Here is a 19,051-nt window from a genome sequence, read left to right as displayed (position 1 = left end):
AACCTACTCACACAATCACTAATTCGCTAATTCATTCGCTCATTAAACCGAGGCCGTACAAGCTTAAGTAGCGATGATCGGGAAGGTCGTTAAATTCAGCGGCCAGCGATAGGCCAGCGGGTGCATGTCCAAAAGAAAGGTGCGGAAGAAACCGCTTCAACTCCGTAAAGGCTTCAGCAAACGGAGTAATCTCTCCATAGAGGGCAATGTGTACGGTGTCGATACTCAGTTGCTGCTCGTCCAGCGCATACAAGACGTAGTAAACCAGGTCCTGCACATTTTTATACCCGAATCGATTGCAGTACTGTAGTTTGTGCGCTTTGCGGAATAGGATTGTAACATACTCGTCTTCAAAATAAAGATAGACTGAATCGGGCGTCAGTGTGTGGCGATCCAGCTCGGCGGTAGCCTGAAGCAGGGCACTAATTTGATGGACGTACCTTAACGGCTGAAGCGGATATACTTCCGAAAAATAATCAACGAGTTGGTGCTCTACATTAAAAACTGACAGAAAACCCTCAGTCTCATGGTCATACACCTGAGCAAACTCGTGAGCCGGTAGCGAACTTCCCCGCATGAAAGCCAGATAACTACCCGCGTATTCTTTCCGAAAAAGTGGTTTAGGTACCAGCGTAAACGAGGGCGAATTGACGCCAATACGTATCTCCTGCCAGGGTCCGGCGGCCAGTACGGCATGATTCCGGAAGACATCGGGCAATACACTCGTTAAGGGCCGCTCGGTCAGTAGGGATGGGAATGCATAATCCTCAAGACACAATGCCCGTCCAGCCGCATCCTGCACCAGCAACCGAAGGCGGTCCCGTCCAACTTCCAGACACAGCACCGATTTTTCAGTATGGGCAGGGTCGAACGAGTTGGAACGTATCGTTACGGTGGGCGCGAGGGTCACAGCGGTTTGCAAAGCTTTGGAAACTAACGGTTAACGTAAAAAAGGAGATCTGATCCTATAAAAAGCGGGCTGTCGCTAATTTAGCTGTAATTATGTTTGGCCAAGTACCCTCGTAGCTGAAACACATCGTCAAGCGACTGACAATATCGGAACAAGGCATGCACTTCTTCGGGTGGGTACTGCTTAATTTCCTCGAAACTCATCAGACGGACATCTTCAATTATCTGCCCATCAAGACTCATTTCGGGATCGATGCCCTGCCGTAGTGAACCACCCGTTGCCTGTACATTAAAAAACAGTTCCATGGCATGGAGGGGCGGTTGCATAAATTCGTTTACGAACAACATGGGGCCGATTTCAACTTCCAGACCTGTTTCTTCCATAAACTCCCGAATCAGTGCATCGGGCGCTGTTTCGCCAAATTGCGCGCCCCCTCCCGGTGGACACCAGAACGTATTCGTTGGCCCAATGCCCCGGTGTCTGACCATCAACAGACGGTCATCTTCGCGATACAGGCCGCAGACCCGAAGCCGCAGCCTGTTTCCATATAATTTCAGCACCTCTTCGCGGGGCTTGTCTACATCTACTACCTGCGTCACGATATTAAAAATGATAGAAAGACGCAAAGATAGGAATTAATGTATGAGGTATGATATAGGATGTATGTGGCATCGGTTACCAGTCATATATCCTACATCATACTTCCTATATCAATCAATACGGGCTGCCTGAAATGTAGCTCTCGAGAGAATCAATGCGTACTTTCTGATCCCGGATAATAGCGGTTACTACGTCATTAATGGAAATAATGCCAATCAGCTCCCCCCGCTCCATAACGGGCAAGTGACGAATGTGGCGATCCGACATAATAACCATACAATCTTCCAACGTTTGTTCGGGTTCAATCGTGATCACGTTCGCTGTCATAACATCAGCAATACGCGTATCGTCGGAGTGGCGATCTTTCAGGATTACCTTACGGGCATAGTCGCGTTCGGAGAAAATTCCGGTCAGTACCCCTTTATCGACAACTAACAAAGCCCCTATGTTCTTGTCAGCCATAACCCGGAGTCCTTCCAGCACAGTTTGATCGGACGAAACGCTGTACAGCGCATTAATAGATTTTCCCTGGAGTATTTGACGTATGTTCATTTGGCTGAAAGGATTAAGATGGTGGGTGAAAATAGGAAAAAAGGAGCAGGAAGGAAAGAAAAGTAGGGAAAGAAAGAAAATATAGTATAAATCCCTGTTGACACAGCTAACTTTTTTACCTTTTTTCTTTGCTGCTTTTTTTGTAATTTAGATGCATGAACGATACCCAAACGGCTGCCAGTTTGCTGGCCAAACGCTTCCCTTTTAAGCCTACACCCGGTCAGGAACAGTTTTTCGAACAAATAGGCACGTTCATCACCCCCCAAGAAATTGAACATTACCGCGATTGCTTTTTGCTACGCGGGTATGCCGGTACCGGTAAAACTACGCTGGTCGGAACCCTCATAAAAGTGCTGCCCCGCTTTGGGTATAAGTCGGTATTGCTGGCGCCCACTGGTCGGGCCGCCAAGGTTATGACTAATTACGCCAAGAAACCTGCGCAGACAATTCACCGAAAAATTTATCGTCAGGTAGCCGATCCCGAACCGGGATCGCTGGCTTTTCAGCGGCAGAAAAATTACCACGAAGACACGCTGTTCATTGTCGATGAGGCTTCCATGATTTCTGACGAAGCAGATTTCGGCGGCAAAGGTCTATTGACAGATTTGATTGACTACGTATTCGAGAATCCTGGCAACAAACTCTTACTAGTGGGCGACACGGCTCAGTTACCGCCCGTTGGCCGCGAATTGAGCCCGGCGCTGGATCGGGGCTTTCTCGCCAGTGCGTTCGATATGACCGTGTATGAGCAGGAGTTGACTGAAGTCATGCGGCAGGACGAAGAGTCCGGTATTCTTTACAACGCGACCGGCTTGCGGATGCTGCTCGGCGACAGTGCCCCCAAACTCGTCGGCTTCGATGCGCTGGTAAATGACCATTCAACCACGCCCTCTGCCGACGTACCCGACATCCGGTTAAATGTCCACTCGTTCAGCGACATTTATAAAATGCCGCTGACGAAACTGGAAGATGGGATTCGCTACGCCTACGACAAATACGGTCGTGAGAATACGGCTATTATTTGCCGCTCAAACAAAACGGCGGTGCAATACAATCAGTTCGTCCGGCGGATGATCGATCAGTGTGAGGAAGAGCTCGACACGGGCGATATGCTGATGATTGCCCGAAACAATTACACGATCCTGGATGAAGACTCCCCGGCTGGTTTTCTGGCGAATGGTGAATTTGCCGAAGTTCAGAAAATTCGCAACAAAGAGGAGATGCACGGGTTTCGATTCGCGACCGTTACGTTGCGCCTGATCGATTATGAGGAACAGCCCGATTTCGATGCTAAAATCATGCTCGATACGTTGCATACGCCGGTGCCGTCGCTAACCGCAGACCAGTACAAAGCCTTGTATGAGAGCGTAGCGAAGGATTATTTCTACATCAAAAGCAAGAAAGAACGCTCGGAAGCCATCCGTCGAGATCCTTATCTGAACGCATTGCAGGTCAAATTTGCCTACGCGCTCACCTGTCATAAGGCGCAGGGCGGACAGTGGAGCGCGGTATTCGTGGATCAGGGCTTTCTACCCGATGGGCAAGTGAATCAGGAATTTGTTCGCTGGCTTTATACCGCATTGACCCGTGCAACAGACGAAGCCTTTCTGATGAATTTCAATTCACAGTTTTTTGGCTAAACCCTACTAGCCTAAAATGGGTTAGGGTTTACAAAAGCAAAGCTATGTCTCTCGAATGGATTATGAGTGCCTGCATTGGCGTTGGCTTAGCCGCGTGCTGCGGGTTTCGTGTATTTGTACCGTTGCTCATCGCCAGTGTAGCCACTAAACTTGGCTTTGTTGGTACTATGGCTGGCTTTGAGTGGCTTAGTGAATGGCCCGCGCTGATTGGCCTTTCGGTGGCAACGATCTTCGAGATCGGCTCCTATTACATTCCCTGGCTCGACAATTTTCTGGATACCCTTGCCACACCAGCCTCCATTATGGCCGGTACGTTGGTTAGTACATCATTTTTTCACATCGACACGCCAGTGCTACAGTGGGGACTCGGTTTGATTCTGGGTGGCGGTTCGGCGGGGATTGTACAGGCGGGTACTAGTTTACTTCGAATGGGTTCTACCCTTACGACGGGCGGTGTCGCCAATCCGGTGGTAGCGACGGGCGAGAACATAGCATCCTTTGGTTTATCACTTTTCACTATCTTTTTGCCCCTGATTGCTATCGTCATTATCGGCCTTGTGATGCTCTTTATTATCGGACGATTGATAGCCCGCCGAAAAGTCTGGTTTACCCGGCCTACCAAACAGGGCGGTAATTCAATTAGCCAGATTCCTCGCAGCAGCAACGGTCGAATGTAGTAGTTTACGGGGATTACAACCTTTTATTTGCCATACAGGTCTAGCTCATACCTGGTTTCAAACATCATTACGTTTGGTGAGAAGCGACGATGAAAAAGGTCGTGTGGCTATTGAGTTGGTTGTTGTTCTGGATACTTTTACACCAGACCGTCCGGGCTTCGCACATTGCGGGCGGTAATATCGAATTTGTTGCTACCGACAAATCAGGCCTGTTTCAGTTAAGCCTGAATTTATATATCGACGACGCCAGCAAAAGCCCCGATGCAGTCATCGAACCCAGCATTATCCTGTCGGTCTTTCGGACTCGGAATGATCAATTAATGGGTGATTATACCCTGAAGCTTGTTCGAAAATTGTTGTTGGTATATGCCAATCCGGCCTGTGCCCGAACCCGCGGCCTGCAAACGTCCGAAGTACGGTATACGGCCCTCGTTCAACTTGATCCTAATCGTTTTAATGATCCGGCAGGTTACTACGTAGTTTGGGAGAAATGCTGTCGAAATAGCAACGTAGTTAATGTCAGAAATCCCGAATCCTCGGGTATGATCTATTACCTCTCCTTTCCGCCCCTGATTAAAAATGGGGCGCCATTCAGAAATTCATCCCCTGTTTTCCTGACGCCTAACGCCGAGTACATCTGCGTAAATAAGCCATTTTCATTAGCGTTTCGGGCCACCGATGCCGATGGTGATGAGCTGCGTTATTCGCTTACGACGCCTTACAACGACAATATTTACAAACCCGCTGGCTTCAATAATTCACCCAATTCGCCCCTATATCGGCTGCTTGTCTGGACGCCCGGCTTTACGGCTCAAAAGGCGATTACAGGTAACCCACCTTTGGGTATTGATCGCTCGTCGGGCGTATTGACCGTCAAACCCGACCGGTTGGGCTTATTCGTTTTCACCGTCCTGTGCGAAGAATACCGGCAGGGTGTAAAGATCGGCGAAGTCCGGCGCGATCACCAGATTTTGGTGGTCGACTGTGCGCCCAAAGTACCGCCCAAACCTACTCTCGTTGCGATTAACCCCGTCAGGCATTCACCCATCGAATTTTGTCAAGGGAGTACCGTACAGCTTCAAACAGACACCGACACTACGTATAATTATCAATGGCAACACGACGGCTATAACCTTCCCGGCGAAAATAAACCCATACTAAAAGCCCTTGAACCAGGCACTTACACAGTTATCAAGAGCTTTGCCATCATCTGCACCCGAGACTCCATTTCCGACCCGTTCAAGCTCATCCTGAAACCGTCCTCGCCTGCGAAAATCACGTCGCCGGATACGTTGTTTTGCCCTAGCCGCCCCCTTGTTCTTACGGCAAACCAACAGCCTGATTTTCGGTATCAATGGGATAGGGGCAGTACCAATATCGTCGGTGCGACAGATCCTACGTATACAGTGTCAGAACCCGGTTTGTATCGGTTGAAGATTTATAACACAACCACCGACTGCACTTCTCTCGATTCCGTCATGGTGCAGAAAGGACAATTACAGCAGGCAACGCTGACGGCAAATGGCAGTCAAACCCTGTGCGAAGGCAACGCCCTTCGGGTAACAACTGGCAGTGACACCACCCGACTTCAGTACGACTGGGTACGTAATGGAACGCCTTTCATCAATAGAAGCCCTTTTTTAGCAAAGGCAACCGCTGGCGATTATGCCGTTACGGTAACAGACACCACTCACTGTACCCTTACCTCAGCAACGGTGCATGTAAATCCTCGTCCGAAACCAGTACTGGATTCACTGCCACCATTTTGCGGCCCAACAGTTCCTGCATTGCCTCTAGCGGCATCACCACCGGGCGGTATATTTAGTGGGGATGGCGTGGTCAATAATCGCTTCGATCCAGCCACGGCCGGTGTTGGTAAACACCTCATTCAATACCACCTGACGAATTCGTTCGGCTGCGCGGGCGACACTAGCCGCTACGTTACTGTACTACGCCTACCCAGGGTTGATCTCGGTCCGGATCAACGCATACATGCAGGCAGCACCATAAAGCTGGATGGTCCGGTCGGCCCCGATTTCTCCTATCAGTGGGAACCCAACGCCGGGGCAACACAACAGAGCGACGCATCATCGCTAACGGTGCGGCCGGGCCAAACCACTACGTATCGATTAACGGTACTAACCGACGGTATTTGCCCTGTATCAGACGAAGTTTTGATTGACGTATTACCCGGCTTATTTGTGCCAACGGCATTTAGCCCAAATGACGACGGTGTGAATGACACCTGGACGTTTACCGGTATCGAAGCGTTTCCGCAGTGTAGTGTCCGCATTTACAACCGTTGGGGCGAATTGATTTTTCAGGAATCACCTTACAAAAAGCCCTGGGATGGCTCCTACCACGGCAAGCGCGTTGGTTCAGGTGTGTATCATTTTATTATCCGTCCAACACCAGATCAACCCGAACAGGAGGGTACGCTCATGGTTTTATAAATAGCCAAACCCCGGATGGTTCACCCAATTGGGCAATTCATCCGGGGTCAGCACAACCAAAATAATAGGAGCCTTTAGCTTACAGATTTGCCACGGTACGTTTTACAAAAGCCGTCAGGTCGGCACCAGTAAGCATGTTTTGGGAAAGCAGGGCCAGGTCATATACCTGTTTCACCAAGGATTTCTGGGCATCCGTATCCGCTTCGGCCAGTATTTTACCAACCAGTGGATGATTGGCATTGACTACTACGTTGTAACTGAGGGGGAAGTTGCCGTAGAACGATTGCTCGCCCGATAAGGCCGACATGTCTTTCATGCGACGCATAAACTCTGGTAACGTGATCGTAACGGGAAGTTCGTCAGTAGGTTGCGCCACTACACTTACATTGAGCAGTTTACTGTCTAATACCTGCTCAAACACTTCTTTGAGTTTCGTCTGATCGGCTTCCGACAAGACGCTTTCGTTGTTCAGCCCTTTGTCAATCAGTTTGTCGAGCGTATCGGCGTCGACCCGCTGGAACGTTACTTTATCAAGCTTTTGCTCCAGCGCATTGATGAAGTGCGCATCAATGACATTGTCCATTAATAACACATCATATCCACGACGAGTCGCCGACTCGATATAAGCATCCTGCTGTTTACGGTCGGTAGTGTAGAGCATCACCAGTTTTCCGTCTTTATCGGTCTGATTCGCCTGCACTTTCTCCCGATATCCATCGAGGGTAGCAAATTGGCCTTCCGTATTTTTGAGCAGGACGAAATTTTTGGCCTTTTCCCAAAACTTATCGTCACTCAGGATACCGTATTTGATAAATAAACCGATGTCATCGAACTTGTCTTCAAACCCTTTGCGGTCGGCGTTAAACAGATCGTTGAGCTTGTCGGCGACTTTACGGGTAATATAACCGTTGATTTTCTTAACATTGGAATCGGCTTGCAGGAAACTCCGCGACACGTTCAGCGGAATATCGGGCGAGTCGATCACCCCGTGAAGCATCATCAGGAAGTCGGGCACTACGTCTTTCACTTCATCCGTAATAAACACCTGACGGCTATAGAGTTGAATTTTTTCCCGTTGAAAACGGAGTTCGTTTTTGATACGGGGGAAATACAAAATACCGGTCAGATTGAACGGATAATCTACGTTCAAATGAATCCAGAAGAGAGGCTCCTCTCCCATCGGATACAATTCACGATAGAACGTTTTATAATCTTCATCTGTCAGGTCTGAAGGCGATTTCGTCCAGATGGGTGTCGTATTGTTAATTACCTGGCCATCGAACTCAACCGGAACTGGCAGGAATCGGGCGTATTTATCCAGGATGCCCCGCAACCGACCTTTGCTCAGAAACTCTTCGGAGTCGGGTGCGATATGCAGAATAATATCTGATCCGCGCTCAGCACGCTCGGCAGGTGTCAGTTCAAACTCAGTGGAGCCATCACACACCCAGCGTACGGATTCGGCACCTTCCCGGTAAGATTTCGTGACAATTTCAACTTTTTCGGCAACCATAAACGCCGAATAGAAACCTAAGCCAAAATGGCCAATGATCTGACCTTTATCGTCCGTTTTGTCTTTATATTTTTCCAGAAAATCCGTTGCGCCGGAGAACGCAATCTGGTTGATGTACTTCTTGATTTCATCGGCCGTCATACCAATACCGTTGTCACTAATGGTAATGGTCTTCGCTTCTTCATCCAGCGAAACCGTCACTTTCAGATCACCCAGTTCGCCCCCAAACTCACCAAAAGAGGCCAGCTGACGCAGTTTCTGCGTAGCATCAACGGCATTAGAGACTAATTCACGCAGGAAAATTTCGTGGTCGGAATACAGGAATTTCTTGATAATCGGGAAGATATTCTCGGTATGGATTGAAATCTGCCCTTTTTCGTTCTGTACGGCTTCCATAGTACGTTGTTAAATGGTTTATTGGATACGAGCAACGGTCTTCAAATCCTGTTCCAGTAACGGCCTGGCTGACAGATTGACAGATTGCTTACTTTATAGGTTCCTTGCCCCAACGATACGATATGGTTAAGGGTCTTTACAAAAAAATACAACTATGCCCTATTTTTATTATTGATTATAACCACTTTACTGAGTTGCCAAACTAAATCAAGCCTTAGTCTGGGCCCTGAGCGTACTGAGGATGCTTTTATCTCAGACAACTCTTTATTCGTTGATGAATGTGAATCGTATGTCCGGCTGGGTAATCAGGATTCAACTAGAAACAGCATTTTTTATAAGCCAACTACAGCGACACTGCTTATTCTACAACAGGTATTGACAACTATTTCTGTCTTAAAAAACTCCTCGGAGAGAGCTGTAACTATTCGATTTGCTGAAACAGGGAAGAAAGTCACGCTGCTTTGCGGCTGGTTAAACAAGCCAGAACCAATGAAATTGAAATTCTGGCGATCACGGCACGATGACAGAGTATCCTTCTGAATGAACAGGCAGCGAAAAAAGGTTGTTAGGAATTTGTATGATCACTCCTTCCTACACCGATATTACCCTTCCAGAACTTGGCCATCTCCGCGAGCAACCTAATACGGCCGTTGTTGATGTGCGTGACGAGTGGGAATTTGATGAATTTAACATTGGTGGGCTCAACATTCCGTTGCCCGATATACGTGCCCGAAAAGCGGAACTTCTGCCTTACACTACGTTGATTGTGATCTGTACAAATGGCGTCCGCAGCCGGGTGGCAGCCAAAGACTTGCTACGTCAGCCGGAGTTTCAGCAAAAAACTATTTACCACTTACACGGCGGCATTGTGGAAGCTGAAGATTAACTACGTCATTACCGTAAAGCCCGGCCTTGCGGCCTGCTTCTCGACATGAGGCAGGTTTATCTGCAGGATGTCGTGAACGTTTACACGAATCAGTTGACTTAACTGGTTCAATGGCAAATCATTACGTTCCAGTCCAAACGGTTCTTCGATCTCCTCGCCAATCATTTCCAGCCCTACCAGGACATAGGACGTCAGGAACACTGCCGGAACTGTCAGGTAGCCAAAAGCCGTGATAATTGTAAACGGCAGCAAGGCTACGTAGAGCATAATAAACAGCTTGATAAACAGCATATATGAAAATGGAATCGGCGTACTTTTGATACGTTCACAAACGCCACAAACATCCATCAGGGCCGTTAGATACTGATTTAGATTAATATGCTGCGATTCTGAAATATGCCCCTCCCGATATAGTATTTCGGTTTTTACCCAAAGCTGATTCGAGACACCGGCTGGTTTATGATCAAAATTACTCAGGTTGCGCCGTTCCCCTTCTTCAACAATATCCAGTTCATCCATTTTAGGCATATCGCGTAAATGATTTTTTAGGGCAAACGGGAAATTAGAAATAGCTTTCGCATAAAACTGTCGGCTGGTAACATCTCCCTCAGGCAAAACGGCATTGAAATAAATGGCCAGATTTCGACAGTTATTCACCAGAGATCCCCATGCCTGCCGACCTTCATAAAAGCGATCATAAGCCGTATTCGTCCGAAAAATGAGCAAGAGACTTAGGAGAATACCCATGGCTCCCAGGAAGGAATTGGGCGTATCTTTTAGTCGCAGATCGGTATAATGCATTTCGGCGATTGTAACGATCGACACGTAAATACCGACGACGGCCAATCGACGAACCAACGCTTTTGCTGTGGGACCAGTATGAAAATGCCAGATAGAGGGCAGTATGCCTTTATTTTTATAAATAATCATTCAATCCCTACGATGTGACATGTGAGAAACAACCTGACTTTCTTAACTACATCCAAGGCTAAACGGTTATTGTTCCAGCGAAAACACGTTGGGCTGGGCCGATTAAATAGATGGCCTGAAAGTGTCCATCCAGCTGCGGCTCGAATGAAACACGTAGATTGCCCCCAATGGTTTGGATACTTACGGGATTGGGCATACGTAGCTGCCGATGAGCCACTAAGGCCACCGCCGTTACGCCCGTGCCACAGGAGTAGGTTTCATCCTCAACACCCCGTTCATAGGTTCTGACAAAAACAGTATGGTCGTCTATTACCTGGGCAAAGTTGACATTCGTACCTGCAGGTTGAAACGCTTCGCTATACCGTATTGCCCGGCCTTCACCAACAACGTCGAGCGACTCCAGATCATCACTAAATTTGACAACGTGTGGTGATCCTGTATTGAGAAATGTCAGTGCGTCACGATCATCAATAGTCGTTACGTCCCCCATTTTCAGGGAGATTGTTTCTTCATCTACCAGAGCCGTATGTTCACCATCTGCGGCCAGGAAACGGGTTTTGCGACCAATTAAACCCAGATCATGGGCAAACCGGACAATGCAACGGCCGCCATTACCACACATACTTCCTACGGCGCCATCAGCGTTGAAATAGACCATCCGGAAGTCGTAGTCAGGATCGTTCTGGAGCAAAATCAGCCCATCAGCACCGATCCCAAACCGGCGGTGGCAAAGGCGCTCAATGAGTGCCTGATCTGAGGCCGGAAATGTCTCGTTTCGGTCATCGATCAATACGAAATCGTTGCCGGTACCTTGATATTTAAAGAAGTTAAATGTAGTCATCTGTCGTAAGTCATCAGTCATAAGTCACTATTCATTTTCGCCAGGCTGACGATCAGCGACTTACGACTCAATAAAAAAAGCCACCTCTTGAGGTAGCTTTTGATTTTTTGGCAGGCAGACACTTAAGCTGCTGCTACTGCTGCCTTTGGCTTGCGCTCTTTAACACGAGCTGCTTTACCCTGACGACCGCGCAGGTAGAATAAACGTGCCCGGCGAACTTTGCCCAGCCGTACGACTTCAACTTTGTCGATGTTCGGCGACAGGAGTGGGAAAATCCGCTCAACGCCGACGCCGTTTGATACTTTACGAACGGTGAATGTTTCGCCACCGGTGCTTGGATTCCGGCGTTGGATTACCGTACCCGTAAATATCTGAATGCGTTCCTTATTTCCTTCGCGGATTTTAACGTGTACGTTCACCGTATCACCGGCCCGGAATGTGGGCAACTCGGTGCGACGCTGCGCGTTGTCTGCCTCCACTAATTTGATTAAATCGCTCATGACCGTATATAAATCGCCAGATAACTATTTGCGAAATGAGCCGCAAAGATAGGAAAATTTCTTGGTAGCAGAAAATAGTTTTGTAAAATTACGCTGCGTAACTGACGCCAAATTCATGAAAATCCTAAACGTTGACCAAATTCGCGCACTTGACCAATCCACTATCCTGCACGAACCTATTGCCCCCATCAATTTAATGGAGCGCGCAGCGCTTGCTTTCGTTGACTGGTTTGTCGATCATTTTCCGGTTACAACACCGACTAAAGTCTTCTGTGGCCTAGGAAACAATGGGGGCGATGGGCTATCTATTGCCAGATTGCTGCTGGAACGCGAGTATCCGGTTGAGGTTCAGGTAGTACGTTATGCTCCCCGTGAGTCGGACGATTTCATGCACAACCACCGTCGGCTTAAACTCGTTACGGAGAACATTAAATACATTGAATTTTCGCGGGACATTCCGGCTTTGCGTCATAATGAAGTGGTTATTGATGCCATTCTTGGAACGGGCTTATCGCGCCCAACCGAAGGCATTGTTAAAGAGACAATTGCGGCCATCAACCGCGCTCCAGCAAGCGTGGTGTCGGTCGATATTGCGAGTGGCCTCTACACGGATCAACCCAACGGCCCTAATGACGTTATTATTGAACCAGACTATACCATTACATTTCAGTTGCCCAAATTGGCCTTCATGCTTCCCAAAAACGGGCGCTACGTTGGTAATTGGCAAATCGTAGATATCAGACTACACAAACGCTACATCGACCTGGCGCCAACGGCCTATTATTTCACTCAACCCGACGAAGCCAAATTACTACTCCACAAACGTGACCGGTATGCCAACAAAGGCACCTTTGGTCATGCTTTATTATATGCTGGCAGCTTCGGCAAAGTTGGGGCGGCTGTGTTGGCAGCCCGCGCCTGTTTACGATCGGGGGTGGGGCTGCTAACGGTTCAGGTGCCCCGTTGCGGGTACCTGGTTATGCAAACGGCGGTGCCCGAAGCCATGTGTCTCGCCGATGACCATCAAACCCTGCTAACGGGAGCTACGGAGATAAGCAGTCCAGCACCGGCCGACTTTACAACGATAGGAATCGGCCCCGGCATTGGTAAAGCGCCCGAAACACTGGCAATGCTTAAGAAATTGCTCCCCACGTTAAAAAAGCCGATTGTAGTTGATGCCGACGCGCTGAACCTTCTTTCCGAAAATCGTGAGTTATTGGGTCAACTTCCACCCAGCAGCATCCTGACACCACATCCTAAAGAATTTGAACGGCTTACCCAGAAATGGGATAACGATTATCAAAAGCTGGATATACTACGTGAATTCGCTAAGAAATATAAAATTATAGTTGTCTTAAAAGGGGCTTATTCAGCTATAGCTACGCCGGATGGCGATATACATTTTAACTCAACAGGAAACCCTGGTCTAAGCACTGGTGGCACCGGTGATGTATTGACGGGTATATTAACGGCCTTACTAGCACAGGGGTACGACTCCATTGAAGCTGCCGTACTGGGTGTTTTTGCCCACGGGCTGGCTGGCGATCGCGTAGCCGAACAGCGGGGCCCAATTGGTATGGTAGCATCTGACGTCATTGATGCGCTACGTTGGGATTAACGTCAGAAAATATCAAGATTTCTCAGCACTTCGTTACCGCAGAATACAAATGGCGTCTTATTCCTGCCTTCCGTTTAGAAGCTTACAACCCTTTTGGCAACAAACGGATCAGGTAATTATACGTATTGTTAAAATTCCGGGTTTTTGCGCTGTTCTGGCAACGAATGAAGACTCAAATTTGCACTATAGTTATAATCTTATCCCGCCATGAAACAAACAGCTCAACGAGATATGCGCACTAGCCGCCCCACCCGCAAAGCACCGGGTGCCTTTGATCAAACAACTGCCTTAGGAAGCCTGACAGTTGCTCTACTGTTTTACATTGTGTATCACTTCGTTTATCCGCTCCTCTCGAAAGGATTACTCTGGTAAGCCCGGTTATTTCATAAACTGATACGTAGCAAAAGCTGCCACGTAAGCCAGCGTCATCATATATACTAGCTGAACAGCAGGCCATTTCCAGCTTTTGGTTTCGCGTTGTGTAGCCGCCAGGGTACTCATACACATCATCGCAAACACGTAAAAAATTAGGAGCGACCAGGCCAGGGCGGGTGTATACATGGGACCGCCTGTCGCTGGATTCTTCTCCTGCCGAAGTCGTTCGCGAATGGTAACGTTTTCGTCGTCAGCCCCGGCGCCAATGCTATAGATCGTGGACATCGTGCCAACAAATACTTCGCGGGCGGCAAATGAACTCAGAAGCGCAATGCCAATTTTCCAGTCGTAGCCAAGTGGCCGAATTACCGGTTCGATAAAGTGCCCAAACTGTCCGGCATAAGACGATTCGAGCCGTTCGGATGCGACTCGATTTTCTAAGTCTTCTGCAGTAAGCGTCGTTGATTCCTGCCGAGCCCGAGTTTCAGCCTGATCCATGTCATTGCCGGGGCCGTAGCTGGCCAGTACCCACAGCACAATTGAAATTGCCAGAATCACCCGTCCAGCTTCCCAGACGAATGCCCGAACGCTTTCCCAAACCGTCAGTGCTACGTGGTTCCATCGAGGTAACTTAAACGTCGGTAGTTCCATAATAAAAAAACCGCGCTCTTTGGTCCGCAGAACGAGCTTCAATATATAGGCTGCCATTAACGCACTGATCAGGCCAAGTAAATAAAGCCCCATCAGCGCCAGTCCCTGCAAATTAAATACGCCCAGAACGCGCTGGCTTGGCACGACCAGGGCAATCAGAATAGTATAAATGGGCAAACGAGCCGAACAGCTCATGAGCGGTGTGACCAGGATGGTGATGAGCCGGTCGCGCCGGGTGCCGATACTGCGGGTTGCCATGATAGCTGGCACGGCACACGCTACTCCCGAAATAAGAGGCACAACACTACGTCCATTGAGCCCAAACTTTCGCATAATGCGGTCCATAATGACCATCACCCGCGACATGTACCCAGATTCTTCAAGCAGACCAACCAGCAAAAACAGGAACGCGATTTGTGGGATAAAAACGAGAATACCACCTATGCCAGCAAGAATTCCATCTGTCAACAAGTTTGTCAGGGGACCAGCGGGCAGGCTTTCTTTTAGTTGTCCGTTTAACCAGGCAACGCCCGCATCGATCGCATCCATAAACGGTTGGGCCCACGCAAAAATGGCTTGAAAAATCAGCAATAATATAAAGCCAAAAACGGCATAGCCCCAGATTGGATGCAGCAATACCTTGTCAAGTTTCTGGCTCCAGGTCGGTTGGCCAACCGGTCGCTTATCCGTAACGACCTCCTCTACGACGGTCGCAATGTATTTGTAACGTGCAATGGTTTCACCCGCCTGAAAAGTTGGTTCGCTAAATTTATATTTATTAATAATGGCATCCAGACCAAGCTGTTGCTGACGATTTAGGAACGTGAACCCATCGTGCTGAATGACGTATTGAAGGGCGAGGTAGTTATTGCCGAGTTGATACTGAGTCTTGGTATCCGTAATCAGACCAGCAGCTTCTTCGGCAGGGTCGAAAAACAATTTATTGGATAAGGTCGGGGCTTGAATCTGGCTAACAACCGCCTTTTTCAATTGATCGAGGCCTTCTCCAGTGCGGGCATTAATTCGCACCACGGGTACACCTAACCGCATCGCCAACCGCACGGCGTTAACCTCTTTTCGTTGCTGATGAGCCACATCGAGCATGTTCAGGGCTAGTATGACAGGAACTCCAAGATCCGCAACCTGTGTGAAGAGCAGGAGATTTCGATGGAGGTTCGAGGCATCGACAACCACTACAGTTACATCAGGATAATCTGGATGAGATGGATTGGCCAGAATATCGGTAACAAGTTGTTCATCTAAAGACTTGGGGTAAATCGAATAGATTCCGGGTAGATCAACAACGGTAGCAACTGTTTGGGGCTCAATTGGCCACGTTCCCGATTTCTTATCAACCGTAACGCCGGGAAAATTACCCGTCTTCTGGCGCAGCCCCGTTAGTTGATTGAACAGTGAGGATTTACCGGCATTCGGGTTGCCAACAAGGGCAATTATAGGAGATGATTTCAAGGCAGTTTACGGTTTACGCTTTACGGTTGCCGTCAACCATAAATCATAAACGCTTAATTATCAATCAGAATCGTTGACGCTTCAGACTTTCGCATCGCCAGGCAATAGCCCGCTACATTCAGGCAAATGGGATCACCGAGGGGAGCTCTGCTAAACAAACATACCTCAGCTCCTGGCAGGCAGCCCATTTCGAGGAGTTTAAGCGACATTAACTGATCGCTGAACGACTGAATAGTAGCTCGTTCACCAAGCTGTAAGTCAGCCACGCTACGCTTGTTACTAATACTGAGTGCCAAAATTCGTTATGGTTACTGCGTTTATTTAGATTCAATTTAATTAACGCAAGATTACAACTGAAAGTTTGTGTATGCAAATTTACAGTACTAAATCCCAAGCAAACCGCAGAATCGTGGTGGCAATGACCAGCAGAAAGAAAACCCGGATAAAGCGATTGCCCTTTAAAATAGCCAGTCTCGCGCCTAGAAACGCGCCAGAAAGGTTGGCCACAGCCATTGGGAAGGCAACCGCATAAAGGACTTTGCCTTCGCTTATGAAAAATAACGTGCTGGCCAGATTGGTGGCAGCATTGACCAGTTTGGCATGGGCACTCGCTTTAAGAAAATCAAAACCTATAAGCGCGATAAAGCCAAGTACAAGGAAGCTACCCGTGCCTGGCCCGAAAAAGCCATCATAAAAGCCAATCCCTGCCCCCATCGCCCACATGCGAATTCGCTGCTGGCGCGCTGATACGTATTGACTTGTTGCCTGTCCGAAATCTTTTTTGGTGAGGGTATAGATAAACACGGCAATGAGAATGACCAGCGCAAAGGGTTTCATAAAGCTGTTGGGCACGCGCGTAAGCGTCCAGGAACCCAGCCACGACGCACTAAATGCCATTGCCATCATGGGCGCAATGAACTTCCCAACAACGGCTACGTGTCGGCTGTATTGAAACGCACCCATTAGACTTCCTGACAAAGAAGGAATTTTGGTAGAGCCGATCAGTGTCGGAACAGGATACTGGGGTAATGTAAACAGAATGGCAGGTGTCTGAATCAAGCCGCCCCCACCAATAATCGCATCAATAAAACCAGCCAATAAAGAAAAACCGCAGAGGGTCAGAATAGTTGAATAATCCATCAATAAAACCAGAAAACTGTACAAATCCAGACAGAGGCATAGTCTTGCGGACGAACAGAACGCAAAACTATTTCTTTTTCACGTCGGCATTGCACTGTAAATTTGCAGAATTAAAAGACAGAGCATGGCAGAATCAGTACGACAGATGGGCGCGTTGATGCGGAAGGAGTTTCTGCTGGAGTGGCGGCAACGCTACGCGCTTAATGGCATGCTGTTGTACATCGTTGGGGCGGTGTTTGTGTGTTACCTGAGTTTCAACGCCCGCCGTGGTCAGTTGACGCCCATTGTCTGGAATACACTGTTTTGGATTATTCTGCTGTTTACCGCCATCAACGCCATCGCCAAAAGTTTTGTGCAGGAACGCGCCGGGCGGCAGCTGTACTATTACACACTGGCCAGTCCGCAGCAGATCATTATCTCAAAAATTCTATACAACACGGCACTGATGCTCGTGCTCGCTTTGCTGGGGTTTAGTGTGTATGCCTTTGTGCTGGGAAATCCCGTTAACGACGTACCGTTATACCTTTTGACCTTAGTACTAGGAGCGATTGGGTTTGCGGCTTCACTAACGCTGGTGTCAGGCATCGCTAGCAAAGCTGAGAATCCGGCGACGCTGATGGCTGTTCTGAGTTTTCCGATCATTCTGCCATTGTTGTTGATGTTGTTAAAAATCTCGAAAAACGCACTCGACGGTCTCGACCGAAGTGTAAGCTGGGATGAGATGGGGACGGTTCTGGCCATCGACGCTATTGTATTGACGTTATCATGGCTACTTTTTCCGTTTTTATGGCGGAGTTAACGTTACACGGACGGGCTGCTGCTGCGCGAGGCCGCTTAGGCGGTGGGAGTCCGCACTATTTACCTGTATAAGCGGGTTTCCACCCGCATTACATTATGAACAAAAACTGGTGGAAGGCCCTTTCGGTCTTGATTTTAGCTTACGTAATCTTAAAAGGATTACTCGGTATAGTGCCTCGTATGCCTATCTTGAACGAGAGCATTCGGAATGTTTATTTCCACGTTCCATTATGGTTTGGTATGATCATTTTGCTGTTAACTTCAGCCATTTTCTCCATCAAGTATCTTCGAAATGGCCGTATTGACGACGACGTAGTGGCCGTTGAATTTGCAAACACCGCGATTCTATTTGGCATTTTGGGTTGTGCAACAGGCTCTTTATGGGCCAACTTCACCTGGGGTGAACCCTGGCCAAATGATCCCAAACTAAACAGCGTAGCCGTGGGTATGCTGCTGTACCTTGCCTACCTGATTCTGCGCGGTTCGTTCGACGACGAGCAACGTCGTGCCCGTATTTCAGCCGTCTATAACATCTTTGCCTTCGCCGTCTTTATTCCGCTGATTTTTATTGTTCCTCGCCTAAACCCATCGTTGCACCCCGGCAATGGTGGTAATCCTGCGTTTGGCCAATATGATATGGATAATAAGATGCGGATGGTCTTTTATCCGGCTGTTATCGGCTTCACTTTATTGGGCGTTTGGATCACTGAGCTACGCGTCCGTGTTCGTCGGTTAAAAATTGTATTGGATGACTAAACTCATGCCTTAATCCCGGAATGATTCACCCCGTTTTTGCGTTAATTTTGTACTTTCATTTACTTACATGAAACTGCCTTCTTTATTTAAATTTCCATTAGCGGCTCTTGTTCTTCTCAGTCATAATTTACTGGCTCAACAACCCGTTTCCAATGGCGTTGAAATGGCCGACCGGCTTCGGGCTGATGGCAAGATCTGGGTGGTCGTCGCTGTTATTGCAGCCGTGTTTACAGGCATTATCGTTTACCTCATCCGACTTGACAGCCAGATTGGGAAACTTGAAAAAGAAGTTAAGAACCAGACAAGACATAAAACCCATGACGTTGGCTAACCCTGTTTTACTTC

19 protein-coding genes are annotated in these 19,051 nt (G+C 48.3%); 9 read left to right on the top strand and 10 right to left on the bottom strand.

All coding sequences use genetic code 11. The features are described from left to right. Positions 1–31 precede the first annotated feature (31 nt). From ACYVEA_RS10505 to ACYVEA_RS10495, 3 genes are all read right to left on the bottom strand, one after another. A complete protein-coding gene (locus ACYVEA_RS10505) occupies positions 32–922 on the bottom strand; it encodes a DUF3822 family protein (protein WP_461113379.1) in 891 nt (296 codons plus the stop codon). 68 nt (positions 923–990) lie between these two features. Then, positions 991–1,509 (bottom strand): NUDIX domain-containing protein, encoded by a 519-nt coding sequence (locus ACYVEA_RS10500; protein WP_461114069.1) that lies wholly within the window; start codon positions 1,507–1,509, stop codon positions 991–993. A 115-nt stretch (positions 1,510–1,624) separates the two neighbouring features. Then, positions 1,625–2,062 carry a CBS domain-containing protein gene (locus tag ACYVEA_RS10495; protein ID WP_461113378.1) on the bottom strand — a complete coding sequence of 146 codons (438 nt, stop codon included), beginning with the start codon at positions 2,060–2,062 and terminating at the stop codon, positions 1,625–1,627. A 155-nt stretch (positions 2,063–2,217) separates the two neighbouring features. On the opposite strand from ACYVEA_RS10495, the gene ACYVEA_RS10490 reads away from it, so the two are divergent. The 3 genes from ACYVEA_RS10490 to ACYVEA_RS10480 all read left to right on the top strand — a co-directional run bounded on the left by ACYVEA_RS10490 (position 2,218) and on the right by ACYVEA_RS10480 (position 6,832). Next, positions 2,218–3,702, top strand: coding sequence for an ATP-dependent DNA helicase (locus ACYVEA_RS10490; RefSeq protein ID WP_461113377.1), 1,485 nt, complete (start codon positions 2,218–2,220; stop codon positions 3,700–3,702). Positions 3,703–3,746: 44 nt separating this feature from the next. After that, on the top strand, positions 3,747–4,379 hold the full coding sequence (locus tag ACYVEA_RS10485) for a DUF4126 domain-containing protein (RefSeq protein ID WP_461113376.1): 633 nt from the start codon (positions 3,747–3,749) through the stop codon (positions 4,377–4,379). Between the two features lie 89 nt (positions 4,380–4,468). Further along, on the top strand, positions 4,469–6,832 hold the full coding sequence (locus ACYVEA_RS10480) for a gliding motility-associated C-terminal domain-containing protein (protein ID WP_461113375.1): 2,364 nt from the start codon (positions 4,469–4,471) through the stop codon (positions 6,830–6,832). Between the two features lie 79 nt (positions 6,833–6,911). Here ACYVEA_RS10480 and htpG read toward each other — a convergent pair whose 3' ends face one another. After that, positions 6,912–8,741 (bottom strand): molecular chaperone HtpG, encoded by a 1,830-nt coding sequence (gene htpG / locus ACYVEA_RS10475; RefSeq protein WP_461113374.1) that lies wholly within the window; start codon positions 8,739–8,741, stop codon positions 6,912–6,914. Positions 8,742–9,318: 577 nt separating this feature from the next. On the opposite strand from htpG, the gene ACYVEA_RS10470 reads away from it, so the two are divergent. Beyond that, entirely contained in the window at positions 9,319–9,627 is a 309-nt protein-coding gene (locus ACYVEA_RS10470; RefSeq protein WP_461113373.1) for a rhodanese-like domain-containing protein, read from the top strand. Here the strand turns inward: ACYVEA_RS10470 and ACYVEA_RS10465 are convergent, their stop codons facing one another. The 3 genes from ACYVEA_RS10465 to rplS form a co-directional block, all read right to left on the bottom strand. Next, positions 9,628–10,557, bottom strand: coding sequence for a bestrophin family protein (locus ACYVEA_RS10465; RefSeq protein ID WP_461113372.1), 930 nt, complete (start codon positions 10,555–10,557; stop codon positions 9,628–9,630). It abuts the gene before it with no gap. A gap of 58 nt (positions 10,558–10,615) precedes the next feature. Next, complete coding sequence (gene dapF / locus ACYVEA_RS10460) at positions 10,616–11,398, bottom strand: diaminopimelate epimerase (protein ID WP_461113371.1); 783 nt, start codon at positions 11,396–11,398, stop codon at positions 10,616–10,618. Positions 11,399–11,520: 122 nt separating this feature from the next. Next, the gene (gene rplS, locus ACYVEA_RS10455) at positions 11,521–11,898 is read right to left on the bottom strand and encodes a 50S ribosomal protein L19 (RefSeq protein ID WP_461113370.1); all 378 of its coding nucleotides are present in this window, start codon (positions 11,896–11,898) and stop codon (positions 11,521–11,523) included. A gap of 115 nt (positions 11,899–12,013) precedes the next feature. Here rplS and ACYVEA_RS10450 point away from each other — a divergent pair, with 115 nt between their 5' ends. Beyond that, positions 12,014–13,516, top strand: coding sequence for an NAD(P)H-hydrate dehydratase (locus ACYVEA_RS10450; RefSeq protein WP_461113369.1), 1,503 nt, complete (start codon positions 12,014–12,016; stop codon positions 13,514–13,516). Positions 13,517–13,723: 207 nt separating this feature from the next. Then, a complete protein-coding gene (locus ACYVEA_RS10445; RefSeq protein ID WP_461113368.1) occupies positions 13,724–13,888 on the top strand; it encodes a hypothetical protein in 165 nt (54 codons plus the stop codon). A 6-nt stretch (positions 13,889–13,894) separates the two neighbouring features. Here the strand turns inward: ACYVEA_RS10445 and feoB are convergent, their stop codons facing one another. The 3 genes from feoB to ACYVEA_RS10430 form a co-directional block, all read right to left on the bottom strand. Then, a complete protein-coding gene (gene feoB / locus ACYVEA_RS10440; RefSeq protein WP_461113367.1) occupies positions 13,895–16,012 on the bottom strand; it encodes a ferrous iron transport protein B in 2,118 nt (705 codons plus the stop codon). A gap of 53 nt (positions 16,013–16,065) precedes the next feature. Next, complete coding sequence (locus tag ACYVEA_RS10435; RefSeq protein WP_461113366.1) at positions 16,066–16,308, bottom strand: FeoA family protein; 243 nt, start codon at positions 16,306–16,308, stop codon at positions 16,066–16,068. 79 nt (positions 16,309–16,387) lie between these two features. After that, positions 16,388–17,152 carry a sulfite exporter TauE/SafE family protein gene (locus ACYVEA_RS10430; RefSeq protein WP_461113365.1) on the bottom strand — a complete coding sequence of 255 codons (765 nt, stop codon included), beginning with the start codon at positions 17,150–17,152 and terminating at the stop codon, positions 16,388–16,390. A gap of 124 nt (positions 17,153–17,276) precedes the next feature. On the opposite strand from ACYVEA_RS10430, the gene ACYVEA_RS10425 reads away from it, so the two are divergent. The 3 genes from ACYVEA_RS10425 to ACYVEA_RS10415 all read left to right on the top strand — a co-directional run bounded on the left by ACYVEA_RS10425 (position 17,277) and on the right by ACYVEA_RS10415 (position 19,037). Further along, positions 17,277–17,951 carry a heme exporter protein CcmB gene (locus ACYVEA_RS10425; protein WP_093823463.1) on the top strand — a complete coding sequence of 225 codons (675 nt, stop codon included), beginning with the start codon at positions 17,277–17,279 and terminating at the stop codon, positions 17,949–17,951. A 95-nt stretch (positions 17,952–18,046) separates the two neighbouring features. Next, positions 18,047–18,706 carry a cytochrome c biogenesis protein CcsA gene (gene ccsA / locus ACYVEA_RS10420; protein ID WP_461113364.1) on the top strand — a complete coding sequence of 220 codons (660 nt, stop codon included), beginning with the start codon at positions 18,047–18,049 and terminating at the stop codon, positions 18,704–18,706. A gap of 67 nt (positions 18,707–18,773) precedes the next feature. Beyond that, positions 18,774–19,037: a CcmD family protein gene (locus ACYVEA_RS10415; RefSeq protein WP_461113363.1), complete on the top strand. Its 264-nt coding sequence runs from the start codon at positions 18,774–18,776 to the stop codon at positions 19,035–19,037. Positions 19,038–19,051: the final 14 nt, after the last annotated feature.

The organism is Spirosoma jeollabukense (assembly GCF_054777855.1).
The sequence above is the reverse complement of the archived record's forward strand: the minus strand, read 5'-3'. Positions and strand labels throughout refer to the sequence as shown.

Bases quoted from the DNA above. Each gene is read 5' to 3' on its own strand.
- ACYVEA_RS10480 (WP_461113375.1), top strand. From the start codon at position 4,469: ATGAAAAAGGTCGTGTGGCTATTGAGTTGGTTGTTGTTCTGGATACTT.
- rplS (WP_461113370.1), bottom strand. From the start codon at position 11,898: ATGAGCGATTTAATCAAATTAGTGGAGGCAGACAACGCGCAGCGTCGC.
- dapF (WP_461113371.1), bottom strand. From the start codon at position 11,398: ATGACTACATTTAACTTCTTTAAATATCAAGGTACCGGCAACGATTTC.
- ACYVEA_RS10495 (WP_461113378.1), bottom strand. From the start codon at position 2,062: ATGAACATACGTCAAATACTCCAGGGAAAATCTATTAATGCGCTGTAC.
- ACYVEA_RS10490 (WP_461113377.1), top strand. From the start codon at position 2,218: ATGAACGATACCCAAACGGCTGCCAGTTTGCTGGCCAAACGCTTCCCT.
- ACYVEA_RS10470 (WP_461113373.1), top strand. From the start codon at position 9,319: ATGATCACTCCTTCCTACACCGATATTACCCTTCCAGAACTTGGCCAT.
- htpG (WP_461113374.1), bottom strand. From the start codon at position 8,741: ATGGAAGCCGTACAGAACGAAAAAGGGCAGATTTCAATCCATACCGAG.
- ACYVEA_RS10430 (WP_461113365.1), bottom strand. From the start codon at position 17,152: ATGGATTATTCAACTATTCTGACCCTCTGCGGTTTTTCTTTATTGGCT.
- ACYVEA_RS10445 (WP_461113368.1), top strand. From the start codon at position 13,724: ATGAAACAAACAGCTCAACGAGATATGCGCACTAGCCGCCCCACCCGC.
- ACYVEA_RS10485 (WP_461113376.1), top strand. From the start codon at position 3,747: ATGTCTCTCGAATGGATTATGAGTGCCTGCATTGGCGTTGGCTTAGCC.
- ccsA (WP_461113364.1), top strand. From the start codon at position 18,047: ATGAACAAAAACTGGTGGAAGGCCCTTTCGGTCTTGATTTTAGCTTAC.
- ACYVEA_RS10415 (WP_461113363.1), top strand. From the start codon at position 18,774: ATGAAACTGCCTTCTTTATTTAAATTTCCATTAGCGGCTCTTGTTCTT.
- ACYVEA_RS10425 (WP_093823463.1), top strand. From the start codon at position 17,277: ATGGCAGAATCAGTACGACAGATGGGCGCGTTGATGCGGAAGGAGTTT.
- ACYVEA_RS10465 (WP_461113372.1), bottom strand. From the start codon at position 10,557: ATGATTATTTATAAAAATAAAGGCATACTGCCCTCTATCTGGCATTTT.
- ACYVEA_RS10450 (WP_461113369.1), top strand. From the start codon at position 12,014: ATGAAAATCCTAAACGTTGACCAAATTCGCGCACTTGACCAATCCACT.